This window comes from Paenibacillus sp. FSL K6-1122 (assembly GCF_037977015.1).
GTDB classification, from domain to species: domain Bacteria; phylum Bacillota; class Bacilli; order Paenibacillales; family Paenibacillaceae; genus Paenibacillus; species Paenibacillus amylolyticus.
The window spans coordinates 1,593,772-1,610,990 of record NZ_CP150272.1; the positions used below are offsets into that span (position 1 = coordinate 1,593,772).

General features: G+C 46.1%; 15 protein-coding genes. 13 read left to right on the forward strand and 2 right to left on the reverse strand.

Annotation, left to right across the window (positions count from 1 at the left end; translation table 11 throughout):
• The first annotated feature begins 36 nt into the window (after nucleotides 1–36).
• Nucleotides 37–891: an AraC family transcriptional regulator gene (locus NSQ20_RS06970; protein WP_235431527.1), complete on the forward strand. Its 855-nt coding sequence runs from the start codon at nucleotides 37–39 to the stop codon at nucleotides 889–891.
• A 5-nt stretch (nucleotides 892–896) separates the two neighbouring features.
• On the opposite strand, the gene NSQ20_RS06975 is transcribed toward NSQ20_RS06970, so the two are convergent.
• The gene (locus NSQ20_RS06975; RefSeq protein ID WP_076251489.1) at nucleotides 897–2,951 is read right to left on the reverse strand and encodes a helix-turn-helix domain-containing protein; all 2,055 of its coding nucleotides are present in this window, start codon (nucleotides 2,949–2,951) and stop codon (nucleotides 897–899) included.
• Nucleotides 2,952–3,410: 459 nt separating this feature from the next.
• On the opposite strand from NSQ20_RS06975, the gene NSQ20_RS06980 reads away from it, so the two are divergent.
• The 7 genes from NSQ20_RS06980 (at nucleotide 3,411) to NSQ20_RS07010 (ending at nucleotide 9,555) form a co-directional block, all read left to right on the forward strand.
• Nucleotides 3,411–4,631: an amidohydrolase family protein gene (locus tag NSQ20_RS06980; protein ID WP_076319088.1), complete on the forward strand. Its 1,221-nt coding sequence runs from the start codon at nucleotides 3,411–3,413 to the stop codon at nucleotides 4,629–4,631.
• 61 nt (nucleotides 4,632–4,692) lie between these two features.
• Nucleotides 4,693–5,859, forward strand: coding sequence for a hypothetical protein (locus NSQ20_RS06985; protein WP_340019567.1), 1,167 nt, complete (start codon nucleotides 4,693–4,695; stop codon nucleotides 5,857–5,859).
• Nucleotides 5,860–6,115: 256 nt separating this feature from the next.
• Nucleotides 6,116–7,051: a helix-turn-helix domain-containing protein gene (locus NSQ20_RS06990; protein WP_340032166.1), complete on the forward strand. Its 936-nt coding sequence runs from the start codon at nucleotides 6,116–6,118 to the stop codon at nucleotides 7,049–7,051.
• Nucleotides 7,052–7,078: 27 nt separating this feature from the next.
• Entirely contained in the window at nucleotides 7,079–7,567 is a 489-nt protein-coding gene (locus NSQ20_RS06995) for a DinB family protein (protein WP_076216923.1), read from the forward strand.
• Between the two features lie 189 nt (nucleotides 7,568–7,756).
• Nucleotides 7,757–8,044 carry a hypothetical protein gene (locus tag NSQ20_RS07000; RefSeq protein WP_101314123.1) on the forward strand — a complete coding sequence of 96 codons (288 nt, stop codon included), beginning with the start codon at nucleotides 7,757–7,759 and terminating at the stop codon, nucleotides 8,042–8,044.
• A gap of 138 nt (nucleotides 8,045–8,182) precedes the next feature.
• The gene (locus NSQ20_RS07005; protein ID WP_340032168.1) at nucleotides 8,183–8,914 is read left to right on the forward strand and encodes a hypothetical protein; all 732 of its coding nucleotides are present in this window, start codon (nucleotides 8,183–8,185) and stop codon (nucleotides 8,912–8,914) included.
• Between the two features lie 119 nt (nucleotides 8,915–9,033).
• A complete protein-coding gene (locus NSQ20_RS07010) occupies nucleotides 9,034–9,555 on the forward strand; it encodes a GNAT family N-acetyltransferase (RefSeq protein ID WP_101314121.1) in 522 nt (173 codons plus the stop codon).
• A 52-nt stretch (nucleotides 9,556–9,607) separates the two neighbouring features.
• On the opposite strand, the gene NSQ20_RS07015 is transcribed toward NSQ20_RS07010, so the two are convergent.
• Nucleotides 9,608–9,958, reverse strand: a complete 351-nt coding sequence (locus tag NSQ20_RS07015) for a hypothetical protein (protein ID WP_127551345.1) — start codon at nucleotides 9,956–9,958, stop codon at nucleotides 9,608–9,610.
• Nucleotides 9,959–10,396: 438 nt separating this feature from the next.
• Between NSQ20_RS07015 and rhaD the strand changes: the two genes are divergently transcribed.
• The 5 genes from rhaD to NSQ20_RS07040 all read left to right on the forward strand — a co-directional run bounded on the left by rhaD (nucleotide 10,397) and on the right by NSQ20_RS07040 (nucleotide 17,192).
• A complete protein-coding gene (rhaD, locus tag NSQ20_RS07020) occupies nucleotides 10,397–11,242 on the forward strand; it encodes a rhamnulose-1-phosphate aldolase (RefSeq protein WP_340032170.1) in 846 nt (281 codons plus the stop codon).
• A gap of 278 nt (nucleotides 11,243–11,520) precedes the next feature.
• The gene (locus NSQ20_RS07025) at nucleotides 11,521–13,338 is read left to right on the forward strand and encodes an APC family permease (RefSeq protein WP_282319086.1); all 1,818 of its coding nucleotides are present in this window, start codon (nucleotides 11,521–11,523) and stop codon (nucleotides 13,336–13,338) included.
• Nucleotides 13,339–13,681: 343 nt separating this feature from the next.
• Nucleotides 13,682–14,644, forward strand: a complete 963-nt coding sequence (locus NSQ20_RS07030) for a sugar ABC transporter permease (protein WP_074093958.1) — start codon at nucleotides 13,682–13,684, stop codon at nucleotides 14,642–14,644.
• Complete coding sequence (locus NSQ20_RS07035; RefSeq protein WP_036669010.1) at nucleotides 14,641–15,462, forward strand: carbohydrate ABC transporter permease; 822 nt, start codon at nucleotides 14,641–14,643, stop codon at nucleotides 15,460–15,462. The genes NSQ20_RS07030 and NSQ20_RS07035 overlap by 4 nt, the downstream gene beginning before the upstream one ends.
• 371 nt (nucleotides 15,463–15,833) lie before the next feature.
• Complete coding sequence (locus NSQ20_RS07040) at nucleotides 15,834–17,192, forward strand: ABC transporter substrate-binding protein (protein WP_340032171.1); 1,359 nt, start codon at nucleotides 15,834–15,836, stop codon at nucleotides 17,190–17,192.
• Nucleotides 17,193–17,219: the final 27 nt, after the last annotated feature.

Here is a 17,219-nt window from a genome sequence, read left to right on the forward strand (position 1 = left end):
AATATTGCCCATATATATCACAATATGAAACTAACGATGAAGAAAGTGGTGTACTGGATGGATACCCGGATTTTTTTTGGTAAAACAGAAGAAGCTGCTCGCCTGCCGATCTATATGACCACGGTTGGTTACTGGGAACACCAATATGAAACTGAGCGTCCAGAGGGATTCCCGGATTATCAGATCCACCAGATTATTCATGGTCAGGGGAGACTGATTATACAAGAGGACGAGTATATCGTCGGACCGGGTGACGTTTTCTTTCTGTATCCCGATGTTCCGCATCGATATATGCCCATCAGTGACCGTTGGGAACTGGCTTGGGTCTCGTTTCAGGGGAGAGAGGCTAGCCAGTTATTATCTTATGCGGGGATAACCGGTTCACGCGTATGCAGACTCAGGACAGCAACGCTGCTACGTGGCCTGGAGCAACTTCTGGTTAGAGGAGAGAATGGCGGTGATACGGATTACGCAGATTACGACGTGGAATGCTCCAAACAATTATATGCCCTGCTGCTGGATCTGAAGCCACTGCTCATCGCATCCGCCAATTATAATGATGAACTGGAGCGCTTGAAGCCTGTGCTGCGTTATATCGCAGAGCATCTGGATCGTTCACTGTCGCTGAAGGAACTGGCCGATGTGGCTGTGGTATCTCCCCAATATTTGTGCAGGCTGTTTCAGAGGGCACTCCACACCAGACCTGTATTTTACGTGAACCAAGAACGGATCAATCGGAGCAAACAACTCATGTTCAGTGAGAGAGAGCTTCGAATATATGAAGTGGCTGATCGGGTGGGTTACGAGAATGCCAGTTATTTCTGTGCGATGTTCAAAAGGCATACAGGCATGAGTCCAGAGCGTTTTCGCAAACTGCACGGACTGAATTGATGGAGTTACAATTTTAGTGCTCCACTTGCGGTAGGAGCAACAGAGTACACTTCACTTAAATGACATGCCAGATACACCTTCATCCAACCCTCGGAATCGTTCAGATCAACACCTAGAATCTCCTCTATTTTGCGCAGGCGCAGGTACAACGTATTGGTATGAATATGCAGACGTTCGGCTGTGGCTTGCACAGATCGATTCGCGGCAATGTAGGTTTTGAGTGTGAGTTCAAGCTCTCCTGATTTTTGCTGTTGAAGAGGGGACAGAATTTCGTGAATGTAGTTCTCGATATCGGAAGGTTCCTGGTTCAGAAACAAGCGATTGATCCCGATTTCTTCGTAGAGCATCAGGCCCGCTTTGTTTTGTTTCAGCAGAAAGGACAACGAGCGTGTAGCCTCGTCATTGCTTTTGGACACATACTCAAGCCCTTGATACAGTCCACCGATGCCGATAGATAGGGCAGGAGTCTTAGAGGTGGTCCATTTCTCCACAGCCGTTTCCAGCCTGCTGATGATCCAGTGTCTGACCTTGGGCTCGGATGCCGCAGCCAGAATCGTAATTTTGTGATGTGCACTGAACAATAGATGTTCGCGGGTGCCCAGCTCCTTTTCGATAAATCCGATCAACTTGCGCACCCAATTTTCAGTTGTTTTCATGTCGGGATGTTCCCCATAGAGCTGCAATTGAGCGACGAACAAGGACTGATGGGCTGGCAACTGAAAGCTGGAAAGTCGTGCCTCCAACTGCTGTGGTTCTCTATATTGCACGAGATCGCTGAAGAAATCATGGTTTTTCCGATAGGACATCTCGGTGAGTGAGTAGGTATTCACCATCTCCAGCATCACAATAGCTCCGCCTTGTTCCAAAATCACATGATCCAACTGACCTAACGGATGATCTAATTGGATGGCAAAACAGCCAAGCACCAGAGATCCGTTCACAATGGGATAGAGGTAATAATCGCTATGATCCGTTCCACCGGACAAGGTGATGGGGTTAAACTGACTGTCCAGAGCGGTATAGATATCGAGCTCACTTAGCAAGACACTTTCCGGGATGAGCGGGTACCAGTCATTTCTCGCCATGTCCACATAATAGGTGGGAAGTTTCAGCATCGACCCAACCGTCTCAATGATATGTCCGAGGCTCACATGTTCAATGGAAAGTGCCGTGAATTGATTATGAATTTCATTGCGGCTAACGAGATATCGGTTCGTCTCCAGCAGTTCTGAATACATGGTGGCGTTGGAGATGGCAATGGCTGCCTGATCCGCAAATCCCTGCATTACATTCAGATCATGTGGGGCAAATCGTCTGTTTTGTTCAAATTGGTATACCAGCATTACACCGATTTTGTGAGTATTCATTGTCACGGGAACGGCGATAAGTCCTTTTGCCATAATACCGTCAGGCAGTGAACTTACAATGATATCCGCATTCTCCTGACTAACATTGCCCATATCTTTAAAGGCATCATCCGGTGTGCTATACATTCGGCCAATGCCTTCCTCGTATACTTTTCCCGTAATGCCCTCATCCAGCTCGCCCTGATATTGATACACGCTATCCTGAAAACCGACTTTGGCTCTAGGAATCATCTTGCCAGAGTCCGGATCAACCATCATGAACAGTCCGCAGGAAAGGGAGGGGATGACATGGAGCGCATTCTCCATGATTTTGAGTAACAAATCGTTCAGCTCCAGGGAACAGGTCAGCTCCCGCAGTCCGGTCAACCATCGATCATTGTGTGCACGTTCCTTCTCAATCTGTTGCTTCAGCAGTCCTTCCCGAATCAAAGACTCCAGACGTTCACTCTGTAGCAGGGTAAGTTGTTTCTGGGTATCGATAACCACACGAATGTTGATGTTAGACAAAAAAACAAACGTGTACCTGAGAATCTTCCAGGATGACTCAATCTGTTCTTGATCTGTATATTCAGGTAACTCTCCTTCACGTAGCCAGTTATTCCACTGGAAATCATATTCATCCTTGATCCAAATTCCGTACGGAACAGACCCAAAGACTTGAACCATAAATGAGCGAACCGCTTCATGAATCATAGCAAACGTACTCCTTTTGTGTTCACATGGCAGAATGCTTACATATATAACATGATCTTCACTATGCTGTGTGATTTATATTTTGTATTGTGTATATCACCATAATTAATATTAGAATGCTGTTGCTATCAACAATGACATTATACATTTGCAACTTATATAATGTCATTAACTTTAACACGATACAATTTCATCGTAGTACAACAGTAGAGCTGTAAATCGAACAGATATACGTAATATTTAAGTTCAACTTAACTTTTTACACGAGAACGGAGAGGACAGAAATAACGTGAAGAAGCAAAGCGTTCGCCTTTATCCCCGGATTTTCCCTTTGGAGAAGGGAATTAAAAAAAATCTGGGGATAACAGCGATCGGAAGGTTATTCTGTCATCGGAGTGGTCAGTGTAAATATTCTTTAGTTGAACTTACAACCAAGTCTGAAAATGAGGTGGAGTACAGATGAGTCAAATTACTGCTTTTGTAGGTGCATTGTTGATTGATGGACAAGGTGGAGAGCCTGTTTCCGATAGTGTGGTCCTGGTTGAGAACGGGAAATTCATAGCTGCGGGTGCAAAAGCAACCGTTCCAATTCCGGAACATGCCGAGCTTGTTGATGTAACAGGCAAAACGGTGATGCCCGGATTAATCGATGCCCATGTCCATGTACACGGGGCCAAAAATCTAAATATGGCTGCGGTGGCGCTGGAGGCCAATGAACTCCAGATGGGGAGAGCACTTCAGGATCTGCCGAAGCTGATCAACGCAGGATTCACAACCGTCAGGGATGTCGGTAGCCATGTTGCTGTATACATTCGCGATCTGATCAAGGAAGGTGTGGTGAAGGGGCCGCGGATTAAAACTTCCCGTCATATGCTCTCTCAGACGGGTGGACATGCAGATATCCATATGATTCCAACGGAACTGAATATCTTCACCGTGTGTGACGGGGTTCCGGAAGTCATTAAGGCAACACGCACGCAGTTCCGTGAAGGGGCGGATTTCATTAAAGTGTGCTCCACAGGCGGGGTACTTTCGGAGAAAGATGACCCTCGCTGGTCGCAATTCCGCATGGATGAGCTGAAGGCGATCGTGTATGAAGCGGAAGCGGTACAGTCTTATGTGGCTGCACATGCGCAAGGTGTACAGGGGATCAAAAATGCGTTGGAAGCGGGCGTACGCACCATTGAACACGGGATCTACATTGATGAAGAAGGCATTGGCATGATGCTGGATCAAAAGGCGGTTCTGGTTCCAACGCTGGCCATTGTACATCGGATCATCAAAGAAGGGCATAAATACGGTGTTCCCGAATTTGGCATCCGCAAAGCCAAAAGTGTATATCAGGAGCATATTGAGAACATGATTATCGCGCGTAAGGCAGGCGTAACCATTGCAGTAGGGACAGACTTCTGCACGTGTGCACCTGTTGAGCATGGCGGGAATGCACTAGAACTTCGATTGCTTGTTGAAGATGTTGGATTTACGCCGATGGAAGCGATCGTAGCCGCAACAAGAGATGCGGCGAGAGCGATGCAGATGGAAGCGGAGATCGGTACGATTGAACCTGGCAAAGCTGCTGATCTGCTGGTACTGAATGTGAATCCGTTGACGGATATTGGACTGCTCGAAAACACAGAGAATATCGAACAGGTCTATTTATCAGGTGAACGCTTGAAATAAGAACGATGGTTCTACGTGTACTGAACTGCACTGACAACATAGAGAATGGGGAGAAGTCACCATGTTTAGTCAACCGATATATATCGCCACAGTATTGCTTGTTATTTTAGCTATAGGGGAACTGGTTTCGATCTGGTCCAAAGCGCGAATTCCTTCCTTGCTTGTTATTCTGATCGGATATTTGCTGCTGAACTGGGCGGGGTTATTTCCTAAAGGAGTGGTATCCAGCTCTGCTTTGACGGCGTTCGGGGCTCTCATGGTGGCTCCGCTGATTGTACACATGGGAACATTAATACCGCTGAAATTAATACGTTCCCAATATAAAGCAATACTGATCTCATTGTTCGCATCACTCACGGCGACAGGTCTTATCCTGTTAATCGTATCACCGTTCTATGGTTATCCTACGGCTGTTGCCGGATCAAGTCCGGTTGTTGGTGGCATTATCTCTTATCTGATCACAACCACGAAGTTGCAGGAGATGAATCTGGGTCATCTGATTACAATTCCGGCTGTTATTCTGGGTATTCATTCCCTCGTGGGGATGCCGATTGCAACCAATATGTTGCGCAGATATGCGTTGAAACTGCAGAAGCAGGGCGCTTTTGAGAACAAGGTTGCAGGGGAAGGCCATGTGAACATTAAAGAAGCGAATGCTAAAACATTCCTTCCGCAGCGATTCCAGACCGCACCTATTCTGCTGTTGCTCTTGTTCATTATGGGTAGTCTCTCCATTTATCTAGGTAATGTAACCGGACTTAGCTACAGTATCTGGGCTCTGTTGCTGGGGGTTCTCGGACATCTGATCGGACTGTTCCCATCTCGTATTCTGGATAAAGCAAGTACATCGGGAATTGCCATGATAGGTCTGATCGTAGTCGTTATGACAAGTATGGAGTCGATCACTTTTGATGCGGTGGTTAGTTCCATTATTCCAGTGTTGTTCATTATCGCAATCGGTGTAATCGGGGTGCTGATCGGTGGATTTGTTGGCTCCAAGCTGTTCAAATGGGACCCGCTCAAAGGTCTGCCTGTGGCACTGACTGCACTATTCGGTTTTCCGGGGGACTACATTATCTGTGAGGAAGTAAGCCGTTCAGTTGGACGTGATGAAAGTGAACGCAAAGCCATCCTCGATGAGATTTTAACGCCAATGCTGGTAGGTGGATTCACAACGGTCACAACAGCATCCGTGTTAATTGCGTCCATACTGATCAAGACACTTTAAGAGGTTGTCAAAAACGGTCTTTTTGAACACGCACTATAAGAAAAATTGATGTTCTTTTCATCCCAATTTCAGTTTCCATTAAGGTTGGGAAGGTAAGATAAGTCTTGTAAACCCCTTCTCGTGTTAAATAGATGTGTGACTGGCCCTATCGGATTGTCCTCCGGTAGGGCACTTTTTTTTCTTCATTTCTGCGGTTGGTGGTATGATAGATGAATACATAATGTGTAACCAACTCTAGTGACCGGAGGATGGAATTGTGGATCACAGTTTGCACCCGTTGTTTAAGCCTATTCAGATGAATGGAACGTACCCTAACAGTTATTATGTTGAGAAAGTACCTGCTACTGGTCTGATGGCTTATGTGGCCTGTTATTGGGAATCAGGATCTCTTCCGAACACACATGCGGATGTTGCTAAGAGAGAAGGTCCAGAGCGATCGATGATGACGGTACCTGCCCGGGTATTACCGGATGGTTGCACGGACATGCTGATTACATACGACCCAGTCTGTTCAGAGCACTCCTATGCTTACTGTGGCAATTATACACAGCCGTTCGCTGTACCTGAGCCAGCCGATGATGGTTCCCCTGCTGGAGACTACACCTTTGGTGTCCGGTTCTTCCCGGGTGGAGCGCATGTCTTCCTTGGCATGCCTCTGGAGTGGTTTACGGATAAGCGAATTGCCCTTCAGGAATGTTGGCCGGAGAAGCTGAACGAGCTTCAGGAACGGATGGCTGAAACGAATCATTTTGCAGAGCGAGTAGAGGTTATGAATGCGTACTTGAGTCCGTTGCCCGTGCAGGCAAGCACATCGGAGAACGATCTGATGAAAAACGTGCTTCACCGTATCTTTATCGATGGGGGACGTATGAGTGTCCAAGAGCTGGCGATGCGTGAAGTGATCAGTGAGCGGCAGCTGCATCGCAAGTTCTCGGAGTGGGTCGGAATCAGCCCCAAACGATTCAGTGAGGTGGTTCGTTTTCATCGTGTGCTGAGTGATATTCATCAAGGGAACAAGGCAGATTGGGCAATGCTTGCCCAGAATCATGGATTTTTTGACCAAGCCCATCTAATTCGGCAATTTCGCAAGTTTTATGGAGAGACTCCGTTGACGGCAGCCAGAGAGCACGGCAGAATGTTGTCCGATTTGTACAATAGATCTGTAGCACCTTCGGTTATACTGAAGTCGTGAGAATAAAAGATAAGGGAGACATCATATATGAATGGAACATTGCAGATTCGGGATCACTTGTTAAATGAATTGGAAACAGGCGTACGGACGGGGGCTTCGTTAATTCGCTTGATCCGTTCGGAGGATTGGTCGTATCGTCCACAGGAGAATATGCGTTCATTGGTGGAGCTAGTGCATCACTTTATCCAAATCACGGCATCGGATCTTGCCATTATGCAGGAAAAAGGTGAAGCTGAGGTTGGGCTGGTGGAGAATAGTCTGTCGGGGATTCAGGATATCGAGAAGCTTGAAGCAACGTTATGGAGTAATTTCGAATCCTACAAAGCGTATATCACGGGATTGAGCGAAGATGACTTTTTGAATCGTTCAACAAAAGCTTTTTATATGGAACATGGTCACTTGCAGGTTCAATGGCAGATTGAAACGGTAACGCATGTATTCCATCACCGTTCGCAGCTGTATAACTATCTCAAGCAGCAGGGCCATGAACTGAACTTTTTCATGCTGTATGCGTAATTAAACCTGTAATATTAAAGTAAGCTTAGTTGGCTCCACCGGATGGTCCGGTGGGGCTTTTTTTGCGTACATTCGTCTATCAATCTATGAAGTCTATCAAAATTGGACATTATGACGCTGGTAATTCACCGTTGCTTTAATAGATTTCAAGCATAGAATACCGTATCAAAGCAAAAGGAGGTGATTTCAATGGCCATCCTTTTACCGCAACAGTTTTACAATCTTCCAGCCGGTGTAGGCAAGTCTTACTACGAAAACTTGGCTGGAGGCACCAATGCCAGCGCTACAGTGAACAACTTTGGACCTTTTCCGGTATCTCTCGTGATCACACGTGTTAATGCACCAGTAGTCACTTACGTTGTTCCTGTAAACAGCAGCCTTACCATTTCTGCAGGTGGAGTTCTGGTGTTTGCTTTGTTAGCTAACCTTGGGGGCGCAGCTTCCGGAACAATTCAATTTGCCGTAGGTGATTTGTAATTGGTGTGAACTGGATTGGAATGGCCTCTGTCGGACATCTTGTCGGCAGGGGTTTTTCTTTTTTTTATGTGGAACCTTCTGGATTGAAAGTGATATTATACTAGAGTCTTATTATTTGATTAATAGGTTGTTATAAGAATGAATTTCTTATACAGCGAGAGAAAGGGAGATTTGATGTTTAGAAAGATGTTCATCTGTATTTTGGGGATAACCTTAGGATTGTCTGCAATCCTGTCACCACATGTTGCTCAGGCGGCGAATGAAAAGACTACTCTGGAGTATGGCAATGGGGCTACATATTATGGAGAGACCAAAAATGGAAAACCTCACGGGAATGGAACCATGACCTGGGGGAAAACCAAAACCTACAAAGGAAGCTGGGCACAGGGAAAACGTTCGGGACACGGCGTATATAAAGTTATAACACGCGGAGAGGACAGTATTACAGAGTCCAAGTATGATGGGAACTGGAAGAGTGACAAGAAAGATGGTCAAGGTAAACTTGAGATAAAAAAAACTTCTCTGGATGATGTGATGTTAAGAATGCGTCTTCAGAGTGGGGCGTTTGTCAAAGATCAATGGGTAACTGGGTATGATATTCAGCATGCAGCAGTAGCAGACCCTCCATATTCGTTTGCTTACAAAGATTCGAAAATGAGTCTTAAAATCTTGGGAGATGCCGGAAATATTTTGAATGGATTAAAGAATAACTATTTCTTCTCGTTTACATACCAAAAGGGAAAAATATATAAAAGTGTTGGTGTTGGAGATGAGTATGATCGCAAGCAATTTAGTTCTTTTATAAAAAGTGTAGAAAAAGAGATCAAGCCTCATATCAATCAATTTGAGAAATTGGCTAAGCAATTATAAGTGTAATTAGAAGGTATGAACGTATACAGATTATAAATGTTGTTTATCCTGACGGTCATTCGATTAATTTAAGGTATAAGCTGCACGTGAACTGGTGTTGGCATACAGGAGGTTAGTCGATGATGAACAGAACAATCTTATTTGAAACTGAACGGTTGGAATGTGCGACTTGGAACGAAGGAGATCGTGCGCTGGCGTTTGCATTGTGGGGCGATCATGAGGTTGCCAAATGGATTAGCAGCAAGGGATTTCTGAGCGAGGATGAGGTAGAGGCACGATTGACACAGGAGATTCAAAGGCAGAAGGAAGCGGGTGTGCAATATTGGCCCCTTTTCGAGAAAGAGTCGGAGGTGTTTGTCGGTTGCTGTGGCCTGCGTCCGTATTCTCCTGAAGAGGAAATCTATGAATTGGGATTTCATCTAACTCGGGATCACTGGGGCAAAGGGTATGCCCAGGAAGCGGCGCGGGCGGTAATTGGTTATGCCTTTGACACAATGAATGTGAAGGCACTGTTTGCCGGGCATCATCCGGATAATGAAGTGTCACGTCACATCTTGATTAAGCTGGGATTTGAGTATACTGGTGATGAACGTTATGAACCGACAGGAAAGATGCATCCATCATATGTGCTGCGAAAATAAGAAACCCCCGACCAATGAAGGACAGGGATTGAGGGCATCTAGTTTCCTTTTTTTATAGAACTAGTTCATTCGAAACAATCCGATGTGCGGTGACGATTTGCCCGTTGCTATCTTTTCCCCACACTGAAATTTCAGTTAATGCAGCTGCGCCTCCACCCGTTGTGAATACATATTCGTATCCATCCAGGTTGGCATAGTAGGTTTGAGAGAAGACTTGCCCGGGGGTCAGATTAACGGATTGCAGCACATATAAGGTCCTCGTTCCATTCAGAAAATAACCTTCAATGAGTACATTGGACGTATTGATGGAATCGGTGTTGACCATTTTGATGGTGACTTGTTGTGTAGGCCTGCTGCCACCGGAGAGGTTGTTCTCGATCGGGCCTGTAGAAAGGACTGCCATAGGTCCATCTCCTTTTTTTATGAATGACTTTTTCTGAGAAAAGCTAGAATAGCATATGTTAGAATCGACAAAAGCGTTTGGACAGAGAGAGATATGTACTGAATGAAAAGGAGGAACTGAATCTTCTGGCCAAAGGGGATATATGTTTTCATGCTTTTTTTATTTCGCTTTCAGCTTCTATTAAGGTAGCAGAGGTAAGATAAGTCTTGTAAACCCCTTCTCGTGTTAAATAGATGTGTGACTGACCCCGCCGGGCGCCGGTGGGGTATTTTTTTGTTTTATTTTCAAATAAACAAAACTAAACAAAGAAAAATAAAAGGTTAATTCTGTGTTTGTTATTGACTATCAAATATAAACAAAGGTATAATGAATGTGAAATAAGGAACTTACTATGTACGTGGCAAGCCATTTGATTTTCAATATAAGGAGAGATTGATCATGAACGTGACCCTTAGCAATGAAACAACGCAGGCTGCAGGTTTCCATATCCCATTTGTCCGTGAGATGGCTGAGATTACACAACATATGTGGAAAAATGGCTGGGATGAGCGCAATGGCGGTAATGTCAGCTATCTGCTGGAGGAAGAGGAAGTTGCCCAATATATCGATATCCATCATGTGATTCGCAAGATCAAACCGGCATTTTCGGTGCAGGAGTTGGCAGGCAAGTATTTTATCGTGACCGCATCGGGCAAATATTTCAAAAATGTACTCGCTGATCCGGAGAGTAATCTAGGGTTGCTGCGTGTATCGAAGGATGGACAGGAGCTGGAAGTACTCTGGGGATTGAAGTCCGGGGCGAATCCAACAAGTGAGTTGCCTACACATTTCATGAGCCATATCGAACGTTTGAAATTGGACCCGAACCACCGGGTTGTCATGCACAACCATGCCACTCATGTATTGGCTATGACGTTTATCCACGAATTGGATGAGGCAAAATTCACGAAAACGCTGTGGCAGATGTGCACGGAGTGTGTGGTTGTATTCCCGGATGGGATCGGCATTATTCCATGGATGATTCCTGGATCAAACGAGATTGGACGCGAAACGGCTGAGAAAATGAAAGAATACCACGCGGTCATCTGGCCGCAACATGGCATCTTTGGAACAGGAACAACGATTGACGAGGCATTTGGTCTGATTGAGACGATTGAGAAGGCAGCCCAGGTGTTTATGCTGGTTGCCGGTCACGAGATCCGGCAGAGAATTACGGATGAGCAGCTGACCACACTGGCACAAGCGTTTGGTGTTACTCCTCGTCCCGGAATTCTGGGCAGTTAAGGAAAGCTGTATTGTTTTATAGTCAACGCATAGATCAAGGAAGTGGTCTTGGGTTCATTGAACCAAAGGCCATTTCCTTTTTTTTGACGAACAATCGTCATTTTGGTTCAAAAAAGTTCAAATTGCTGAACAAGAATGGCTTTGTTATCGATTATTGAATCGTAGAATGCATTATCACGCGCTGGCGAAATTCGGGTGAAATGACGTATTGTCAACGGCTCTGCGATTTTGCATAATAACAATGCTTCACAGATGAGAGACGGAAGGAAGTTATGATCATGCTTGGCAAAATGAAGAGAATCTTAATAGGCAAGCCCATGAAATCGGCTGAACTGGATGGAGAAAAATTGGGGAAATGGAAGGCACTCGCCATCCTGTCCTCGGATGCCCTATCGTCCGTTGCCTACGGTACGGAACAGATTTTGCTGGTGCTCGTTGCGGCCGGATTCGCCGCCCTGTGGTACTCCGTTCCGATTTCCATCGCCGTGCTGGGATTACTCGTCATTTTAATTTTTTCCTATCGCCAGACGATATTTGCTTATCCAACAGGGGGCGGCGCTTATATCGTAGCCAAGGATAACCTGGGTACAACATCCAGTCTAATTGCCGGAGGATCTCTGCTGGTCGATTATATTTTGACCGTTGCGGTAAGTTCGTCCGCAGGGACGGATGCGATTACGTCGGCTTTTCCTATGCTGCATGACTACAGTGTTGTGATTGCTCTGATTATGATTGTTTTTCTAACCATTATGAATTTGCGGGGAGTGACGGAGTCAGCGTCTGTGCTGGCGATCCCCATTTATCTGTTTATCTTTTCGATTGCGGTTCTGATTATCTCGGGCGGAATCAAATTTCTTGCCGGGGGGATGGAAGCAGCTGCACCAGAATTCGGAACTAGTCTATCCCATGTGAGTATGTTTCTGTTATTAAAAGCATTCAGCTCCGGTTGTTCGGCCTTGACTGGCGTGGAAGCGGTAAGTAACGCAATCCCGAACTTCAAGCAGCCTGCTGAGAAAAATGCCGCGGGTACATTACTGCTCATGGGTTGTATTTTGGGAGCCATGTTCATCGGTATCACCTTACTGGCTTATGGGTACGGAGTGAAGCCTGATCCCAAAGCAACGGTCATCTCCCAGATTGCTGAAGCGACGTTTGGCAGGGGCACGATGTATTTTATCATCCAAGGTGTAACGGCACTGATCCTGTTCCTCGCAGCCAACACAGCTTATTCGGCTTTTCCGCTGTTATCCTTCATGATGGCAAAGGATAAATACATGCCGCATGCATTTATGGTCAGAGGAGACCGCCTTGGTTTCTCAAACGGGATCATTTTCCTCAGTGTGATGTCTGCGCTGCTGGTGGTCGGGTTCAAAGGGAATACGGAAAGCCTGATTCCGCTCTATGCGGTTGGGGTGTTCATTCCATTTACCCTGTCACAGCTCGGTATGATGATTCGCTGGATCAAAGTCAAGCCGTCTGGCTGGCAGATGAAGTTGCTGGTCAATACCGTCGGTATGCTGACTACACTATCGATTACCCTGATTTTTATTTTCACCAAGTTCACGCAGACATGGGTCATCTTTATCTTTTTGCCGTTCGTTGTGTATGTGTTCATGCGTATTCACCGTCACTATTGCAACATTGCAGATGAGCTACGGATTGATATTCAGGTTGATAAGCCAGCCAAAAAAGGCAATACGATAGTCATTCCTGTTGCGGGCATTACCCGGGTCGTTATGAATACGATCAGTTACGCCCAGACGATGTCGGATCACGTCGTCGCGCTGTACATTGGATTTGATGATGAGGCGATACGCAAGATGGAGCAGAAGTGGGAAGAGTGGAATCCAGGCGTTCGTCTGGTTGTAATCAAATCGAGATACCGTAGCATTATGGGGCCGCTGAAGAAATTCATTGATACAGTAGAGTGGAAAACGGCTGAGACCGATCACATCACCATATTGATTCCGCAATTCATCACCAAGCATTGGTGGCAAAATGTACTGCACAACCAGACCAGCTTCATGATCCGAGCCTATCTGATCAATTACAAAGACGTGATTGTCACCACGGTGCCATATCATCTTAATCGTTAACTCGAACGGTTAATCGCTTTACCTCGTTTGGAAGATTTACAGATTATTGTAAAATGAGTCGCTTTTATTAATAGACAAACGTTCATATTCCATTTACACATCAAACCGCAGGGATATCTCCAAACAGGGGAGTTCCTGCGGTTTTTTGTCATGAAATCTAATTCTAATTCCGGCGTAGAGTTGATCCCTGGTTCCGTAAAGTCCCTTATCCATGATTAACGTTACGTTGATTCAGAATGAATTTTGCTGTGACATTCGACTCTTACACTAGATAACGTGGTGCTGAAGTTGATCTAACATTTCACACACACTGAATGCGTGAAACAAGGGGGAAGAAAATCCGATGAGTGAGCTTGATAACCGGATCAGCTTGCCCGCCGCCAAACGGCGCGTATCCGGTACGAGTGAGCGCCGGACAGCCTCGCTGCGTGTGCAGCGAATGCGGGAGAATCTGCTGGCCTATGGTTTCCTGGCACCATCGCTGCTTTTGTTTGCAGTGTTTCTGTTTTACCCGATGTTTAAGTCCGTGTACCTGAGTCTGCATTCCACAGATCCGACGGGACAGATTGCGGCTTACGTAGGACTGGATAACTTCAAGGCGGTGTTCCAATCAGGACTGTTTATGCAAGGGATGAAAGTGACATTACTATTTGTCCTGTTTACAGTCCCCACGGGCATGCTGGCTGCTCTGATTCTTGCTGCACTGACTCACAACCGGTTCAAGGGAATGCGTGTGTTCCAATTTGTATTCTCGCTGCCCGTGGTGTTATCCGTTGGTTCGTCAGCGGTGATCTGGAAGTTTCTGTTCCATCCGACCCTGGGCATGCTGAATTATCTGCTTGGCAAAGTAGGCATCGATCCAATTCCCTGGCTCACCAGCCCGGATTGGGCATTGATTTCGATCTCCATCATGACGATCTGGATGAACCTTGGATTCAACTACATTATTCTATCCAGTGGTTTGGCAGGCATCCCGGATGAGATCTACGAGAGTGCCAAGATTGACGGCGCAGGACCCTTGCTGACGTTTCGCAAAATCTCGATGCCGCTACTGTCACCAACGTTATTCTTTGTTACGGTCGTATCGATCATTGGCGCTTTTCAATCGTTCGGTCAGATCAACATTCTAACCCGGGGTGGCCCGATGGATAGTACAAATGTTTTTGTCTATTCCATCTATCAGGAGGCTTTCGTTAATTTCCGCTTTGGTACAGGTAGTGCACAGGCACTGATTCTGTTCGTGGTGATTATGCTGCTGACTCTGATCCAGTTCAAATGGGTAGAAAGGAAAGTGCATTACCAATGAGTGCGACATGGACCAAAACGCTGTTGTATGTATTACTGACGATCTGTGCAGCGCTTGTGCTGTATCCGGTGATGTACACCTTTTTCATGGCCGTGATGACGCCGGAAGATGCGAGTGCTTATCCGCCGCATATCATTCCAAATTCAATCGATCTGTCCAACTTTAGCGAAGTATTTGATATTGTTCCGATCGGTCGATTTATCGGCAATACCTTTCTTGTCGCAGGACTGACAACGCTTGGTCAATTGATTACAGCGAGTATGGCAGCCTATGCTTTTGCGAAAATGCAGTTCAAAGGCAAAAACGTCATCTTCAGCATGTTTGTCGCAACGATGATGATTCCATGGGAAGTGACGATGATCCCCAACTACCTGACGGTTCGCAGTTGGGGCTGGCTAGATAGTTACCAGGGGCTTACCGTGCCGTTTCTGGCAACGGCGTTTGGTACATTCCTGCTAAGACAGTTCTTCATGCAGCTACCCAAGGAATTGTTCGAGGCGGCGAGGATCGACGGTTGTGGTCATATTCGCTATTTCATATCGCATGTCTTGCCATTGTCCCGTCCGGCACTTGGAACACTGGCAATCTATTCATTCTTAAGCATGTACAATTCGTATCTCTGGCCGTTGCTGGTGACAAACACACCGGAAATGAGAACCGCACAGATCGGAATCTCGATGCTGGAGTTCCAGGAATCCACAGCGTGGAATCTTGTATTTGCCGGAACAGCCATGGTCATTCTACCATCCTTACTGTTATTGATCTTCGGGTTGAAACAGCTTGTCCGCGGTATGGCCGCAGGCGCGCTAAAGGGGTAGGAAGAGAAAGTTTTACAACTATTTAATTGAAGTGGAAGCTCTGAAGGTTTTGATCTAAAGATTTTAATTTAGAGGTTTTGAATTAAACCATGTATCAGCTCTTAAGGTCTGGATACCAGGAGCGAATAAAATGAGGCTCGTGCTTCAAATAAAATGTTGAAATGAACGACGGTAGTAGTGGAGGGGACGAAATCGATTCTGAAGAAGCAAAGCGTTCGCCTTTATCCCCGGATTTTCCCCTTTGATAGGGGGAGTGAGAAAAATCCGGGGATAACAGCGATCAAAAGAACGATTCGTAACCGTAACGGCCACACCGCGTCATCCCCAAGATTTTATTGTACGCGAGCCATATAAAAGGAGAGCGATTTCGTTTGAAAAAAAGAGGAACATTCGCATTAATGCTGGCTGCACTCATGTTGGTCATTTCCGCTTGCGGAACAAAAGCTGAAACAAGCAGCCCGGCAAGTGGAGCACAAGCAGAAGCGGCCGCAGCTGAAACAACACAATTGACGTGGTGGCATTCCATGTCTGGCGCTGGGGAGAAAGCCATTAATCAACTCGCTTCCGATTTTAACGCTAGCCATCCCGACATTCAGGTGAAACCCATCTATCAAGGGAAGTACGATGAGAGCTTGAACAAACTCAAAGCATCCATGGGCTCAGACAGCGGTCCAGACATTATCCAGGTCTACGAGATCGGTAGCAAGTTCATGATCGATTCGGGCATGATTACGCCAGTACAACAGTTCATTGACAAGGATCAGTTCGACCTGTCCCAACTGGAGCCAAACATCATCCGATACTACACCATCGATGGCAAATTGAACGCCATGCCGTTTAACACATCCAACCCGATCCTGTATTACAACAAGGATATGTTCAAAGCAGCAGGTCTGGACCCGGAGAACCCGCCGAAGACGTATGAAGAGTTTGAGCAAGCAGCAAAAGCACTGGCGAAAGACGGTAAGCCAGGTGCATCCATGGCGATCTACGGCTGGTTTATGGAACAGTTCTTTGCAAACCAGAATGCAGATTATGTAAACAATGGAAACGGAAGAAATGAAGCAGCCACAGAGTCTCTGTTGAACTCCGAAGCTGGAGTGAAGACTTTAACGTGGTGGAAAAAGATGATTGATGAGAAGACCCTCTCCAATCTGGGACGTAGCACAGACGATACAACAGCAGCATTTACCGCTCAGCAAATCGGTATGACCCTAGATTCCACGGCTGGCCTGCGTAAAATCGTAGAAGGTTCCGGTGGCAAGTTTGAACTGGGAACAGGTTTCCTGCCTCGTCCAGCGGATGCCAAAGAAGGCGGCGTTGTAGTGGGTGGAGCGAGCTTGTACATCATGAATAACAAATCGGAAGCGCAACAGCAATCGGCGTGGGAATTCATCAAGTACTTGGCTACACCAGAGGTACAAGCGAACTGGAGTGTTGCGACAGGATACTTCCCTATTACGACAGCAGCCTACAATGAGCAAGTATTAAAGGATAATATGGCGAAGTACCCGCAATTCCAGACAGCAGTCGATCAATTGCACGCTTCCGCAGATTCGACAGCAACATCCGGGGCATTAATGGGTGTATTCCCGGAAGCCAGACAACTTGTCGAAGGAGCGATTGAAACGGTCCTGAATGGACAAGGTACACCACAGGAAGCATTGGATGCAGCAGCCAAACAAATTACAGACAAGATTGCGCAATATAACAGCACGGTGAAGAAGTAATTTAATTCATATCCATGTTGAATGCAG